The following is a 13,843-nucleotide window of genomic DNA, read 5'->3' as shown; positions in this document are numbered from 1 at the left end:
GGAAATCACACCGGTGTGGTTCATGCGCCAGGCGGGCCGTTCGTTGCCCGAGTACCGCGCCGCCCGCGAGGGCGTGAGCATGCTCGACTCGTGCCTGCGCCCGGACCTCGCGTCGGAGATCACGCTCCAGCCGGTGCGCCGCCACGGCGTGGACGCGGGCATCTTCTTCTCCGACATCGTCGTGCCGCTGCGGCTCGCGGGCGTCGAGGTCGACATCGCGCCGGGCGTCGGCCCGGTCATGGGCCAGGCGTACCGGACGCCCGACGACGTCGCTCGCCTGGTGGAGACCGAGCTCACCGAGGAGTCGCTCGCCCCGATCCGGGAGGCCGTCGCGCTGACCGTCGACGCGCTCGGCACGACCCCGCTCATCGGGTTCGCGGGCGCGCCGTTCACGCTCGCGGCCTACCTCGTCGAGGGACGCCCCTCGCGCGACCACCTCGCGGCCCGCGCGCTGCTGCGCGGCGACCCGGAGACGTGGCAGCGCCTCGTCGACTGGGCCGCCGACCTCACCGGCACGTTCCTGCGGACGCAGGTCCAGGCGGGCGCGAGCGCCGCCCAGCTCTTCGACTCCTGGGCGGGCTCGCTCTCGCTCGCGGACTACGCGGTGGGCGCCGCCCCGGCGAGCACGCGCGCGCTGACCCACGTCGCCGACCTCGGCGTGCCGGTCGTCCACTTCGGCACCGGCACGGGCCACCTCCTGCCCGCGATGCGCGACGCCGTCACCGCGGCCGGGGTGCAGGACGTGGCCGTGGGCGTCGACTACCGCACGCCGCTCGACGACGCCGCCCGGCTCCTCGCCGAGGGCCACGCACCCGTTCCGGTGCAGGGCAACATCGACCCCGCGCTGCTCGCCGCGCCGTGGGACGTGCTCGAGGCGCACGTGCGCGACGTCGTGCGGCGCGGGCGCACCGCGCCCGGGCACGTGGTGAACCTCGGCCACGGCGTCCCGCCGGACACCGACCCGGACGTCCTCACGCGTGTCGTCGGCCTGGTCCACGCGCTCGGCGCAGACTGGACCGGACAGGACGACGCGCACGAGGAGGCGACCCGACGGTGAGCAGCGAGCCGACGACGTCCCGCACCTCCCCCGGGACCGTCCCCGAGGAGGTGGACGCGGTCGTCGTCGGCGCGGGGGTCGCGGGGCTCGCCGCGGCCCGGACCCTGCGCGAGCGGGGGCTGCGCGTCGCCGTGCTCGAGGTCGCGGACGTCCCCGGCGGGCCTGTCCGCGGCGGTGACCTGCCGGGGCTCGACGGCGTGCGCGTCGACCTGGGGGCGGAGTCCTTCGCGGCCCGCGGCACGGCCGTCGGCGACCTGGTCGCCGCACTCGGCCTCGACGTCGTCGAGCCGTCGGGCGCGGGCGCCTGGGGCTACGCCGCCGGCCACGCCTACCCCTTGCCGCGCGCGGGCGTGCTCGGCATCCCGGCCCACCCGTGGTCGGCCGACGTGCGCCGTGCGGTCGGCGTCGGTGGGGCCCTGCGCGCGAGCCTCGACCGCGTCCTGCCCCGCCGCTTCACGGACCTGCGCACGCTCGAGACGTTCGCGCGCTCGCGCATGGGAGCACGCGTCACGGAGCGACTCGTCGCCCCCGTGGCGGCCGGCGTGCACTCCGCCCCGCTCGACCGGCTCGACGTCGCCGCGGTCGCACCGGGCCTGCGCGAGGCGTTCGAGCGCGAGGGTTCGCTCGCGCGGGCGGTGGCGTCGCTGCGCGCGCTCGCCCCCGCGGGCTCGGCGGTCCGCGGGATCGACGGCGGCATGCACCGGCTCGTCGAGGAGCTCGCCGCGGGCACCGACGTGCGGCTGCGCCACGAGGTCACGGAGATCGCGCGCCGCGACGTGCCCCGCCGAGAAGCGGATGTCCGCCCCGGATCCGACGCCGACGGGGGCGGATACCCGCTTCTCGGCGGCTGGGTGGTCCGTGCGCAGACGCCCGACGGGCCCGTCGCGCTCGCCGCGCCGCGGCTGGTCGTCACGACGCCGGCGCTCGTGGACGCGCTCGGTCCCCTCGTCGGCACCGCGGCGGACCTGCTGCCCGACCCGGAGCCCGGCGCGGACGTCCGGCTCGTCACCCTCCTGCTCCGTGCGCCCGAGCTCGACGACGCACCCCGCGGGACCGGTCTGCTCGTCGCCCCGCCGCACCGGGACGCGGGCCGCGCCGCGCCACCGTCGGACGTCGAGGCCAAGGCGCTGACCCACTCGACCGCCAAGTGGCCGTGGCTGCGCGACCGCGTGCGCGGCGCCGTCGGCCCGGGCCACCACGTGGTGCGGCTCAGCTACGGGCGCATCGGCGCGACGACGGAGCCCGACCTCGACCGCGTCGTCGCCGACGCGTCCCGCCTGTTCGGCGTGGACCTGCACGGGCGCGTGCTCGGGCGCGTCGTGACGCGCTGGAACGGCGCGCTGCCCCCGCCGACCCCCGCGTACCGGCGCGAGGTCGCGGCGTTCGTCGAGCGCGTCGACGCCGTGCCCGGGCTCGCCGTGACCGGGGGCTGGATCGCGGGCACGGGGCTCGCGGCGATCGTCGGGCACGCCCAGGAATGCGCGCGCGAGCTCGCCGTGGTGGAGTGAGGCAATCCTTACCGGAATCCCGAGAAATGGGTCCGTCAATGATCCGGGAATTGTCCTGACACATTGTCCGCACGTTCCTGACCGAGCGTCAGGACCACGTCACTCCCGCGCGCATTTCCCCCGCCGTGACGTGCGCATTTCCGTGCACCGCCGAAGTGGGGAGAGACTGGGACCGTGAGCCCTGCAGGTACCCCTCCCCTCCGCGTGGGCACGCGCGGCAGCGCCCTCGCGACCACCCAGACCGGCCACGTGGCTCGACGCCTCGAGGAGCTGACCGGCCGGGACGTCGAGATCGTGCGCATCCGCACCGACGGCGACGTCCTCACCGGGTCGCTCGCCCAGATGGGCGGCACCGGCGTGTTCGTCACCGCGCTGCGCGAGGCGCTGCTCGACGACCGCTGCGACGTCGCGGTCCACTCGCTCAAGGACCTCCCGACCCAGCACGCCCCCGGTCTGACGGCCGTGACGCCGGAGCGCGAGAACCCGCGCGACGTCCTGTGCGCGCGCGGCGGCCTCACCGTCGCGACGCTCCCGCGCGGGGCCCGCGTCGGCACCGGGTCGCCGCGCCGGGCCGCGCAGCTCCGCTCCGTGCGGCCCGACCTCGACGTCGTGGACATCCGCGGCAACGTCGACACGCGCCTCGCCCGCGCGCTCGGCCCGGACGCCGACCTCGACGCCGTCGTGCTCGCCTACGCAGGGCTCGCACGCCTCGGTCGGCTCGACGCGGTGTCCGAGGTGATCGACACCGCGATCATGGCGCCCGCCGCCGGGCAGGGCGCGCTCGCGGTGGAGGTGCGCACGTCGTCGCTCGACGACCCCGTGCTCGCGCGTGCCCTGCACGACCTCGACCACGAGCCGACGCGCCTCGCCGTGCTCGCCGAGCGGTCGCTCCTCGCCCGCCTCGAGGCCGGCTGCGCCGCGCCGGTCGGCGCGCACGCCCTGGTCGAGGACGGCGAGGTCGCGCTGACGGCCGTCGTCGCCCGGGTCGACGGCGTCGAGCAGCTCACGCACTCCGGTCGCACGACGGTCCCTGTCGGCGCGTCGTCGCAGGACGTGCGCGACGACGCCGCCCGCGCCCTCGGCGTGCGCGTCGCCGACGCGCTCCTCGCCGACGGCGCCGCGCGCCTCGCCCCGCTCCGCGAGACCGGGGCCGGGTCGGCCGGGTCGGCGACGGGAACCGCCCCGGCCACCGACGCCGCCCCGTCGCCGGACCACGCCGTCGAGACCGCGCGCGAGCAGCTCCGCGACGGCGGCTACCGCGGCGAGGCGGAATGAGCCCGGGCCCCCTGCGCGACCCGTCGCGCGGCCCCGCGCCCGTCGTGCCGCCCCCGCCGGAGCGGCCGACGCCGCGCGGCGACGCCGAGGCCGCCGGACCGGCGTCGAACCGGCACGGCGCGAGCGCGCCGCTCGCGGGCCGCACGGTCCTCGTCCCGCGCGCGCCCGAGCGCGCCGCCGGGCTCGCGGCGACGCTCCGCGACGCCGGGGCGCGCGTCCTCGTCAGCCCCGCGATCGAGCGCGCCCGGGTGGAGGACACCGCCCCGGTGGACGGCGCCGTCGCCCGCCTCGCGCACGGCGACTTCGCCTGGGTCGTCGTGACGAGCGTCAACGCGATCGACGAGCTCGTCGCGAGCGCCGCCCGCCAGGGCGTCGACCTGGGGGACGCCGCCCGCCACGCCCGCTGGGCCGCCGTCGGGCCCGCGACCCGCCGCGCCCTCGAAGCCGTGGGCATCGCCGTCGAGCTCGAACCCGACGAGAACTCCGCCCGTGGCCTCGTCGCCGCCTTCGCGGCCCTCGACTCGACCGACCACACCTCTACCTCGCCGAACCAGGGCTCTACCTCGCGAGGTAGAGGCCTGGTTCTGCTCCCGCAGGGGGACCTCGCGGCGCCGACGATGCACGACGGCCTGCACGACCTCGGGTACGTCCCGCACGTCGTCACCGTGTACCGCACCGTCACGCACGCGCTCGCGCCGGACGTCGTCGCGGCGTGGCGCGCGGGCGCGGTGGACGCCGTCGTGCTCACCTCGGGGAGCGTCGCGCGCGAGATCGCGCGCCAGCTCGGGCCGCGCGACGACGTCGTGGGCGTCGCGATCGGCGACCCGACCGCCCGGGCGGCGCGCGACGTCGGGCTGCGGCTCGAGGCGGTCGCGGACCGCCCGACCGACGCCGCCCTGGCCGCCGCGCTCACCGACGCGCTCGCCGCCAGCCGCACCACCGCCACCAGCGCCGCCTCCGCCGCCCGCACGGCCACCCCGCCCGACGGCCCAGCCGCTCCCCCGGCCGCGGGCACGACCCCTGCCGACCCGACCCCCGAAGGAGACCCCTCGTGACCCACCAGCTCCCCGTCGGGCACCACCGGCCGCGCCGCCTGCGCACGAGCCCGCGCGTGCGGCGGCTCGTCACCGAGACGCGCGTGCACGCGTCGGACCTGGTGCTGCCGCTGTTCGTCAAGGAGGGCCTGGACGCGCCGCGCCCGATCTCCTCGATGCCGGGCGTCGTGCAGCACACCGAGGCGACGCTCGCGGACGCCGTGCGCGACGCCGCGCGCGCCGGGGTCGGCGGCGTCATGCTCTTCGGCATCCCCGCCGAGCGCGACGCGACCGGCACGCAGGCGGACGCCGAGGACGGGATCCTGCAGCGCGGCATCCGGGTCGCGGTCGAGGCGGCGCGCGAGCACGCGGGCGGCGGGCCGGTCGTCATGGCGGACACGTGCCTCGACGAGTTCACCGACCACGGGCACTGCGGCGTGCTGGCCGAGGGTCACGACGGGAGTGTCGTCGTCGACAACGACGCGACGCTCGCCCGCTACGCCTCGATGGCCGTCGCGCAGGCGCGCGCGGGCGTCGACGTCGTCGCGCCGTCCGGGATGATGGACGGCCAGGTCGCGGTGATCCGCGAGGCGCTGGACGCCGCCGGGTTCGACGACGTCGGCATCCTCGCGTACTCCGCGAAGTACGCGAGCGCGTTCTACGGGCCGTTCCGCGAGGCCGTGGACTCGGCCCTCCAGGGTGACCGCCGCACGTACCAGATGGACGCGGGCAACGCCCGCGAGGGCCTGCGCGAGGCGGACCTCGACCTCGCCGAGGGCGCGGACATGATCATGGTGAAGCCCGCCGGGTCGTACCTGGACGTGCTCGCCGCCGTCGCGGAGATGTCCCCGGTGCCGGTCGCGGCGTACCAGGTGTCGGGCGAGTACGCGATGATCGAGGCGGCCGCCGCCAACGGCTGGATCGACCGGCGGGGCGCGATCACGGAGTCGGTGCTGGGCATCAAGCGGGCCGGCGCGGACGTGATCCTCACGTACTGGGCGACGGAGCTCGCGGGCTGGCTGGACGAGAACGACGGAAGGACGCGGGCATGACGGACACCGGAGGCTTCGGGACGGCGGAGGCCGTGCAGGCGGAGAACGCGGCGCTGTTCGGCGCGCCGGGCGCGGGCGGGACGGACAACCACGCCGCGTTCGTGCGCGCGCAGGGCGTGCTGCCGGGCGGCGTGAGCTCGCCGGTCCGCGCCTACGGCTCCGTCGGCGGCGACCCGCGGTTCCTGGCCTCCGCCCGGGGCCCGTACGTGACCGACGTCGCGGGGCGCGAGTACGTGGACCTCGTGTGCTCGTGGGGCCCGGCGCTGCTCGGTCACGCGCACCCGGACGTCGTGCGGGCGGTCCAGGAGGCCGCGGCACGGGGGCTGTCGTTCGGCGCGCCGACGCTCGGCGAGGTCGAGCTCGCGGAGGAGATCCGCCGTCGGGTCCCCGCCGCGGAGCGCGTGCGCCTCGTGTCCACGGGCACGGAAGCCACGATGACCGCGATCCGCCTCGCGCGCGGCGTGACCGGGCGCGACGTCGTCGTGAAGTTCGCGGGCTGCTACCACGGGCACGTCGACGCTCTGCTCGCGGAGGCGGGCTCCGGCGTCGCGACGCTCGCCCTGCCCGGCTCGGCCGGGGTCACCGAGGCGACGGCGGCCGAGACGCTCGTCCTCCCGTACAACGACCTCGCGGCGGTCGAGGCGGCGTTCGCGGAGCGTGGCTCCGAGATCGCGGCCGTCATCACGGAGGCGTCGCCGGCCAACATGGGCGTCGTCCCGCCGGCGGAGGGCTTCAACGAGGGCCTGCGCCGCATCACGGCGGCGCACGGCGCGCTGCTGGTCCTCGACGAGGTGCTGACGGGCTTCCGCGTCGGCCCGAGCGGGTGGTGGGGGCTCGAGAACGCCGTCCTGCGCGGTCAGGGCTCGGACGGCTACACGCCCGACCTGTTCACGTTCGGCAAGGTCGTGGGCGGCGGGATGCCCGTCGCGGCGGTCGGCGGTCCGGCGACCGTCATGGACCAGCTCGCGCCGCTCGGGCCCGTCTACCAGGCGGGGACGTTGTCGGGGAACCCGGTCGCCGTCGCGGCCGGTCTCGCGACGCTGCGCCTCGCCGACGACGCCGTGTACGCGCGCGTGGACGAGGTCGCGGGCGTGCTGTCGTCCGCGGTGGGCTCGGCGCTCGACACGGCGGGTGTGCCGCACCGCGTGCAGCGGGCGGGATCGCTCTTCTCCGTGTTCTTCGGCGACCTCGCCGCGAGCGCCGGGGTGCGGGACTACGCGCAGGCCCAGGCGCAGGAGACGTTCCGGTACCGGGCGTTCTTCCACGCGATGCTCGACGCGGGCGTGAGCCTGCCGCCGTCGGTGTTCGAGGCGTGGTTCGTCTCCGCGGCCCACGACGACGCCGCGGTCGGCCGCATCCTCGACGCCTTCCCCGCGGCCGCCCGCGCCGCCGCGGAGGCCACCCCGGCCTGACCGGAACCCGGCCCGACCCGGCCCCTGCCCCCCCGCCCCCCGTCCCCGCCCCCCGGACGGTGTCGAACACGACGTCGGTGTCGTTATCCCGCGGACAACGACACCGACGTCGTGTTCGACAGCGCGAGATCGCGTGCTCGGGCGCCCCGGCCCCCGGCGGGGGGCCGCGCGTCAGTAGGTCGCGGCCTTGCCCGCCTGCCTGCCGAGCGAGCGGATCTGGACGCCGAACGCGATGAGCATGACGCCCCAGAGGATCGCGAAGATCGCGAGGATCCAGACGATCGACACCAGGCCGGCGTTGACGTTGAACAGCACGAGCAGACCGAAGACGAGGCCCAGGAGGCCGGCGAAGACGCCCCAGCCCCATCCGCTGCCGGGGACCTTGCGCAGGTCGAGGCTCGCGACGGTCTGGAACAGCCCGTAGACGACGGCCCAGAACCCGACGATCCACGTGAGGACGATCGCGGTCTTGCCCGGCCACACGAGCAGGACGATGCCGACGGCGAGGCTGAGGACGCCCATGGTCACGAGGAACGCGGTGCCGCTGCCCGTGCCGCGGCGCCGGATGCCCTCGATGATCTCGACGATGCCGTCGACGACCGCGAAGATGCCGATCACCCAGATGATCACGGCCGCGGTCTTGTCCGGCCACGCGAGCGCGACGATGCCGAAGAGGATGGCGAGCACCCCGCGGAGCACTGGCCAGTACCAGACCTGCTTCGCGGTGCTGGAGAAGGCGGTGAGGATCGGGTCCTGCGTCGTCATGGTCACTCCCCGTGCTAGGTGACGGGCCGGCTCACCGGCGGCCTGGGGCCTGTGTCGCCTCCCGCTTCGCCTCCATGGAACACCCAGGAATCCCGCGTGTCGCGGCGAAGCGCGCGATTCGCCCGCTCGTGCCGGACGCTCACGCCCGCGCGGGCCGTGGCGCGAGGGCCGGCGCGGGTGCGCGCCGCCGTCGGCCCGACCAGACCACGAGGGCGGCCAGGCCCAGCACCGCCGTGAACGCGAGGACGGGACCGGCGAAGAACGGGCCGATCCGCTTGTCGGCCACGACCGCGAAGGTCGGCGCGTACGCGACGTCGGCCGCGGCCTGCTCGAAGACGAAGTCGGAGACGATCTCCGTCCCCGGCTCGGTGAAGACCTGCTCGTGCGACGTGACGAAGCTGCCGTCGGCGAGGAGCGCGGCGAGCTCGTCCGAGCTCACCGACGCCGGGTCGACGCGCCCCGCGAACCGCACCGTGGGCTCCTGCGCCGCGGCGGTCGCGTCCGTGCGGTCGACCCGGTGGTCGGCCAGCACGTACGTGCGCGTGCTCTGGGTGTCGTCGGCGACGGCGGACATGCGCATGGGGTAGACGAGCGAGCCGCTCGCGAACGTGACGCGCAGGGGCTGGAGCGTCCCGTCGAACGCGGCCGCCTCCTCCGGCGCGAGCCGGGCGGCGACGAACGACCAGCCCTCGCTCACGTACGGCGCGAGCGCGGTCTGGATCGACTCGGGGAGCTGGAACCCCCGCTCCGTGAGCCACGCCCCGAGCTCGCCCGGGTCCGTCGCCGCGAGCGTCGTGACGTCGAGCGGACCGAGCCGGACCTCGTCGAGCACCGCGACGCCCCCGGCGCCCGCCCCGTCGGCGCCCGCGGCGCCGAACCCCAGCTCGGGCCACCACCGGTGGTCGGCGACGACGGCGCGGGGCCGCGTGAGGTCGTCGAGCTCGCGGAAGACCTGCGGGTCGGCGAGCGCGACCTCGGCCGGCGCGGGGGTCGGCAGCAGCAGCCCGACCTCCGGCGCGTTCGACAGCGCGTCGAGCTCCAGCAGCATCTTCTCGGTCGTGCCGTCCCACTGGAGCACGGCCGTCTCCTGCGAGACCGACGTGTCGTACGCGGGCCCGTCGACGAGCCCGCCGCACGCGCACGCGACGGCGGGCGGTGCCGCGACCACCGTCCCGCCCGCCAGCGCGAGCGCGACGACCGTCGCGCGGACCGCCCGTCCTGCCCCGGTTCCCCTGCCCATGCTTGGGAGGCTAGGGGCGCCTCAGCGGCCTCGCGCGCCGAGTTCCGAATCGTGATGGGGCCGTGACAGCACCGTGACCGGGCTGCTCCGAGCGGGCCGCGGGCCGCCGTCGGCGGCGCCGCGCAGCCCGTCAGGCGACCGCCGCGCTCACGCCGAGGTGCACGACGACGCCGAGCACGACGGCCCAGGCCGTCACCGCGGCGACCCCCCACGCGAAGACGCGGGCGCGCGGTGCGCCGAACCCGACCATCGCTGCTGCGGTGACGTGGCTCGGCAGGAGCAGGGGTCCCAGGAGGCTCACGCCCGGCACGCCGTAGCGGTCGAAGACCTGGCGCATCCGCTGCCGCTTGGGCGACGTCTCCGCGGTGCGCCCGCGCGTGACGCCCGAGCGCGCGGCCCCGATGAGCCAGACGACGACCGCCAGGGCGATCGCGTTGCCGACGACGGCGGCGAGGATCGCGACGACGGGGTTCACCCCGGCGACGACCCCCAGGACCGCCGCTCCCTCGGCCTCGACGTACGGGATCGCGCCCGCGAGGAGGACTCCGACCCAGCGCAGCAGGGGCGGAAGGCCCTGGGTGAGCTCCTGGAGCCCGGTGACGATGTCGGTCATGGTGCGCCTCTCGTAGTGGGTGCCTCCAGCCTCCCGGCGGTGCGGGGTCGTCGACAGTGCGCCCGCTCACCGCGGGTGGTGGACCCGTCACCGTGCGGCCATGACAGGTGTCACGACCGCCGTCGTCGCGCGACGACGAGCGCCGTACCCTCGGGGGGTATCCATCGGTTACCCTGGTGGGGTATGAGGCGACGATCGACCCACGGTCGCGGCACCGCGCCTGGACGAGGAGGAGAGCATGACCGACACCACCGAGGCCCCCGCCGTCGAGCACGAGCACGCGGCGCACACCGGTCCGCACGGCTACGCGTCCGACAAGGAGGCGTACCTCAAGCGCATGCGCCGCATCGAGGGCCAGGTGCGCGGCATCGCCCGCATGATCGACGAGGACGTCTACTGCATCGACATCCTCACGCAGGTCTCCGCCGTCACGAAGGCGCTCCAGGCCGTGAGCATCGGCCTCGTCGAGGACCACCTCGGCCACTGCGTCGTCGACGCGGCCCGCCAGTCCGAGCAGGAGGGCGCGGCCAAGGTCAAGGAGGCCGCCGACGCCATCGCCCGCCTCGTCCGCAGCTGACCCACCCCACCACCGAGGAGCACCATGAGCACCGTCACCACCCTGGGCGTCACCGGCATGACCTGCGGCAACTGCGTCGCGCACGTCACCAAGGACCTCGAGGCCGTCGCCGGAGTCGAGAACGTGAGCGTCGAGCTGCGCGTCGGCGGCGCGTCCGAGGTCACGGTCTTCTCCGACGACCCGCTCGACGAGGCCGCGCTGCGCGAGGCCGTGGACGAGGCCGGGTACGAGGTCGCCTCGTTCGAGGTCCAGGAGGACGCGCTGGCCGCCCAGTACGCCGAGCAGGCCGCCGAGAAGCAGGAGGCGCACTCGTGCGCGTGCGGCTGCGGCACCGCGCCGAGCGCGTCCACGGGCGACGACGCCGCCCCGGCCACGAAGACCTACGACCTCCAGGTCCCGCCGCGCGCCTGACCGGCCCCACCCCCGGCCCGACGCCGGAGGCGCCTCGCCCGCGCGGGGCCGCCTCCGCCGTCGGGCCGCACCCCACGGGCCGACAGTCGCCACCGCGACGCGGGCCCGCGCCGCCCGTCCCCACCACGGGCGCGCACGCCGCGACGTCCGCCACCCCGGACCGCCGTCGTGACCTCCACCCGAGCACCCGTCGAGGAGTCACCCGCATGACCGCCCAGCCCACGCCCACCCCGACGACCGCCACCGCGCCGGGCGACGTCGACGGCCGACCGTTCGCCGAGGTCGACCTCGCGATCGAGGGCATGACGTGCGCGTCCTGCGTCGCGCGCGTCGAGAAGCGGCTGAACCGCGTCGAGGGCGTCACCGCCACGGTCAACCTCCCGCTCGAGAACGCGCACGTCGTCCTCGCGGCCGACGTCACCGACGCCGACCTCGTCGCCGCGGTCGAGAAGGCCGGCTACACCGCCCGCGTCACGACCCGCCGCGCCACCCAGGCCCCGACCGACCACGGTTCTCCCTCGGCGGACCAGGGTTCTGCCTCGGCCGACCGAGGCGAGACGGTCGCAGAAATGACCGAGCAGCCGTCGACCCCGCAGGCCACGGGCGGGGGCGAGACCGCCGCCGGACCCGACCGGGGCGCCATGCTGCTGCAGCGCCTGCGCGTCGCGGCGGTGCTGACCGTCCCGGTGGTCGCGGTCTCGATGATCCCCGCGCTCCAGTTCACGGGGTGGCAATGGGTCGTCGCGGCGCTCGCGCTGCCGGTCGTCACGTGGGGCGCGTGGCCGTTCCACACGGCGGCGCTCCGCGCGGCGCGGCACGGGGCGTCGACGATGGACACGCTGGTCTCGCTCGGCGTGGTCGCGGCGACGCTGTGGTCGCTGTGGGCGCTGCTGCTCGGCGGCGCGGGTGAGCTCGGGATGCGGATGCAGCCGACGCTGATCCCGTCCCGCGACGTGATGGGCCCGCCGGAGCTGTACTTCGAGGTCGCGGCCGTCGTCACGACGTTCCTGCTCGCCGGCCGGTACGCGGAGCACCGGTCGAAGCGGCGCGCGGGCGACGCGCTGCGGTCGCTGCTCGAGCTGGGCGCGAAGGACGCGGAGCGGGTCGCGCTCGGGCCGGACGGCTCGCCCCGCACGGGCCCCGACGGCGCGCGGGTGACCGAGCGCGTCCCGGTCGCGGACCTCGCGGTGGGCGACGTGTTCGTCGTGCGGCCGGGCGAGAAGGTCGCGACGGACGGCGTGGTGCTGGAGGGTTCGAGCGCGGTCGACACGTCGCTGCTCACGGGCGAACCGGTGCCGGTGGACGTCGGCCCGGGCGACGACGTGACGGGCGCGACGGTCAACGCGGCGGGCGCGCTGCTGGTCCGCGCGACGCGGGTGGGCGAGGAGACGACGCTCGCGCAGATCGGACGGCTCGTCACGCAGGCGCAGACGGGCAAGGCCCCGGTGCAGCGGCTCGCGGACCGGATCTCGGCCGTGTTCGTCCCGGTCGTGGTGGTGCTCGCGGTCGCGACGCTGGTGGGCTGGCTGCTCGCCGGGGCGGGCACGCAGCTCGCGTTCACGGCCGCCGTCGCGGTGCTCATCATCGCGTGCCCGTGCGCCCTGGGTCTGGCGACGCCGACGGCCCTGCTCGTCGGCACCGGCCGCGGCGCACAGCTCGGCGTGCTCATCAAGGGTCCGGAGATCCTCGAGTCGACACGGCGCGTGGACACCGTCGTGCTCGACAAGACGGGGACCGTCACCCAGGGCGCGATGGCGCTCGAGGCGGTCGTGACGGCGTCGGGCAGCATCCCGCTCGACGTCCTGTCGGGGAGCGACGCTCCGGCGCGAGGTGCGGACGGGTCGCCCCGGGAGGTCGGCGACGCGCGTGACGCCCTGCGCCACGCGGGAGCGGTCGAGGCGCTGAGCGAGCACCCGATCGCCCGGGCGATCGCGGCCGCCTCGCGCGCCGTGTCCACAGTCCCGGCGTCCACCGGCGGGGGCGCGCGCGTGGGGGCCGACGGCGTCGTGATCGGCTCGCTCCAGGCGTTCGACTTCCGCAGCGCCCCGGGCGGCGGGGTCGAGGCCGTCGTCCGCACCGCGCACTCCGGCCTCTCGCTCGGCGAGGGCGGGGGGCTCACCGCGCGGCGCGTGCTCGTCGGGCAGGCGTCGTGGCTCGCGCGCGAGGGCGTCGGGAGCGACCCCGTGCTCGACGACGCGTTCGCCGCCGCCGAGGCGACGGGGGCGAGCGCCGTCGTCGTCGCGTGGGACGGCAGGGCGCGCGCGGTGCTCGTGCTGCGCGACCCCGTGAAGCCGACGTCGGCCGAGGCCGTCGCCGAGCTGAAGGGCCTCGGCCTGCGGCCCTACCTGCTCACGGGCGACGGCGAGGGGGCGGCCCGCGAGGCGGCGCGCGCCGTCGGGATCGCGGAGTCGGACGTCGTCGCGCGCGTGCTCCCCGACCAGAAGGTCGACGTCGTCGCGCGGCTCCAGCGCGAGGGGCGCGCCGTCGCGATGGTCGGGGACGGCGTGAACGACGCGGCCGCGCTGGCGACGGCGGACCTCGGGCTCGCGATGGGCACGGGGACGGACGTCGCGATCGAGGCGAGCGACCTGACGCTCGTGCGCGGCGACCTGCGCAGCGCCGCGACGGCGATCCGGCTCTCGCGCCGGACGCTGCGGATCATCCAGCAGAACCTGTTCTGGGCGTTCGCGTACAACGTCGCGGCGATCCCGCTCGCGGCCGCGGGCCTGCTCAACCCGATGATCGCCGGGGCGGCGATGGCCGCGAGCTCGGTGCTCGTCGTCGGTAACTCGCTACGCCTACGCCGCGCCACCTGAACCCACCACGCGCCGCCGAACACGACATGAGGGTCGTTATCCCGGGGATGACGACCCTCATGTCGTGTTCGGCGCCGGCAGGC

Annotated in this window: 12 protein-coding genes; 9 read left to right on the top strand and 3 right to left on the bottom strand. The window is 76.3% G+C overall.

Annotated elements, in window-relative coordinates:
- The first annotated feature begins 22 nt into the window (after positions 1–22).
- The 6 genes from hemE to hemL all read left to right on the top strand — a co-directional run bounded on the left by hemE (position 23) and on the right by hemL (position 7,338).
- Positions 23–1,057 carry a uroporphyrinogen decarboxylase gene (gene hemE / locus CCE02nite_RS12355; protein ID WP_371861924.1) on the top strand — a complete coding sequence of 345 codons (1,035 nt, stop codon included), beginning with the start codon at positions 23–25 and terminating at the stop codon, positions 1,055–1,057.
- Positions 1,054–2,565: a protoporphyrinogen/coproporphyrinogen oxidase gene (locus CCE02nite_RS12350; protein WP_141389934.1), complete on the top strand. Its 1,512-nt coding sequence runs from the start codon at positions 1,054–1,056 to the stop codon at positions 2,563–2,565. The genes hemE and CCE02nite_RS12350 overlap by 4 nt, the downstream gene beginning before the upstream one ends.
- Positions 2,566–2,739: 174 nt before the next feature.
- Positions 2,740–3,840, top strand: coding sequence for a hydroxymethylbilane synthase (hemC, locus tag CCE02nite_RS12345; protein ID WP_141389933.1), 1,101 nt, complete (start codon positions 2,740–2,742; stop codon positions 3,838–3,840).
- A complete protein-coding gene (locus CCE02nite_RS12340) occupies positions 3,837–4,895 on the top strand; it encodes a uroporphyrinogen-III synthase (RefSeq protein ID WP_141389932.1) in 1,059 nt (352 codons plus the stop codon). The genes hemC and CCE02nite_RS12340 overlap by 4 nt, the downstream gene beginning before the upstream one ends.
- Positions 4,892–5,926: a porphobilinogen synthase gene (hemB, locus tag CCE02nite_RS12335; protein WP_141389931.1), complete on the top strand. Its 1,035-nt coding sequence runs from the start codon at positions 4,892–4,894 to the stop codon at positions 5,924–5,926. The genes CCE02nite_RS12340 and hemB overlap by 4 nt, the downstream gene beginning before the upstream one ends.
- A complete protein-coding gene (hemL, locus tag CCE02nite_RS12330; protein ID WP_141389930.1) occupies positions 5,923–7,338 on the top strand; it encodes a glutamate-1-semialdehyde 2,1-aminomutase in 1,416 nt (471 codons plus the stop codon). The genes hemB and hemL overlap by 4 nt, the downstream gene beginning before the upstream one ends.
- 171 nt (positions 7,339–7,509) lie before the next feature.
- Here the strand turns inward: hemL and CCE02nite_RS12325 are convergent, their stop codons facing one another.
- From CCE02nite_RS12325 to CCE02nite_RS12315, 3 genes are all read right to left on the bottom strand, one after another.
- The gene (locus CCE02nite_RS12325) at positions 7,510–8,103 is read right to left on the bottom strand and encodes an HdeD family acid-resistance protein (RefSeq protein WP_141389929.1); all 594 of its coding nucleotides are present in this window, start codon (positions 8,101–8,103) and stop codon (positions 7,510–7,512) included.
- A gap of 139 nt (positions 8,104–8,242) precedes the next feature.
- Entirely contained in the window at positions 8,243–9,343 is a 1,101-nt protein-coding gene (locus CCE02nite_RS12320) for a DUF2330 domain-containing protein (protein ID WP_141389928.1), read from the bottom strand.
- A 130-nt stretch (positions 9,344–9,473) separates the two neighbouring features.
- On the bottom strand, positions 9,474–9,956 hold the full coding sequence (locus CCE02nite_RS12315) for a hypothetical protein (protein ID WP_141389927.1): 483 nt from the start codon (positions 9,954–9,956) through the stop codon (positions 9,474–9,476).
- Positions 9,957–10,194: 238 nt separating this feature from the next.
- Here CCE02nite_RS12315 and CCE02nite_RS12310 point away from each other — a divergent pair, with 238 nt between their 5' ends.
- From CCE02nite_RS12310 to CCE02nite_RS12300, 3 genes are all read left to right on the top strand, one after another.
- A complete protein-coding gene (locus CCE02nite_RS12310; protein WP_141389926.1) occupies positions 10,195–10,533 on the top strand; it encodes a metal-sensitive transcriptional regulator in 339 nt (112 codons plus the stop codon).
- Positions 10,534–10,557: 24 nt separating this feature from the next.
- Positions 10,558–10,944: a heavy-metal-associated domain-containing protein gene (locus CCE02nite_RS12305; RefSeq protein ID WP_141389925.1), complete on the top strand. Its 387-nt coding sequence runs from the start codon at positions 10,558–10,560 to the stop codon at positions 10,942–10,944.
- Positions 10,945–11,150: 206 nt separating this feature from the next.
- Entirely contained in the window at positions 11,151–13,760 is a 2,610-nt protein-coding gene (locus CCE02nite_RS12300) for a heavy metal translocating P-type ATPase (protein ID WP_141389924.1), read from the top strand.
- The last annotated feature ends 83 nt before the right edge of the window (positions 13,761–13,843 follow it).

It is taken from the genome of Cellulosimicrobium cellulans, from assembly GCF_006539945.1.
GTDB classification, from domain to species: domain Bacteria; phylum Actinomycetota; class Actinomycetes; order Actinomycetales; family Cellulomonadaceae; genus Cellulosimicrobium; species Cellulosimicrobium cellulans.
The sequence above is the reverse complement of the archived record's forward strand: the minus strand, read 5'-3'. Positions and strand labels throughout refer to the sequence as shown.

Excerpts from the sequence above, each read along its gene's own strand:
- hemE (WP_371861924.1), top strand. The coding sequence starts at position 23 with ATGCGCCAGGCGGGCCGTTCGTTGCCCGAGTACCGCGCCGCCCGCGAG.
- CCE02nite_RS12340 (WP_141389932.1), top strand. The coding sequence starts at position 3,837 with ATGAGCCCGGGCCCCCTGCGCGACCCGTCGCGCGGCCCCGCGCCCGTC.
- hemL (WP_141389930.1), top strand. The coding sequence starts at position 5,923 with ATGACGGACACCGGAGGCTTCGGGACGGCGGAGGCCGTGCAGGCGGAG.
- CCE02nite_RS12325 (WP_141389929.1), bottom strand. The coding sequence starts at position 8,103 with ATGACGACGCAGGACCCGATCCTCACCGCCTTCTCCAGCACCGCGAAG.
- CCE02nite_RS12320 (WP_141389928.1), bottom strand. The coding sequence starts at position 9,343 with ATGGGCAGGGGAACCGGGGCAGGACGGGCGGTCCGCGCGACGGTCGTC.
- CCE02nite_RS12315 (WP_141389927.1), bottom strand. The coding sequence starts at position 9,956 with ATGACCGACATCGTCACCGGGCTCCAGGAGCTCACCCAGGGCCTTCCG.
- CCE02nite_RS12310 (WP_141389926.1), top strand. The coding sequence starts at position 10,195 with ATGACCGACACCACCGAGGCCCCCGCCGTCGAGCACGAGCACGCGGCG.
- CCE02nite_RS12305 (WP_141389925.1), top strand. The coding sequence starts at position 10,558 with ATGAGCACCGTCACCACCCTGGGCGTCACCGGCATGACCTGCGGCAAC.
- CCE02nite_RS12300 (WP_141389924.1), top strand. The coding sequence starts at position 11,151 with ATGACCGCCCAGCCCACGCCCACCCCGACGACCGCCACCGCGCCGGGC.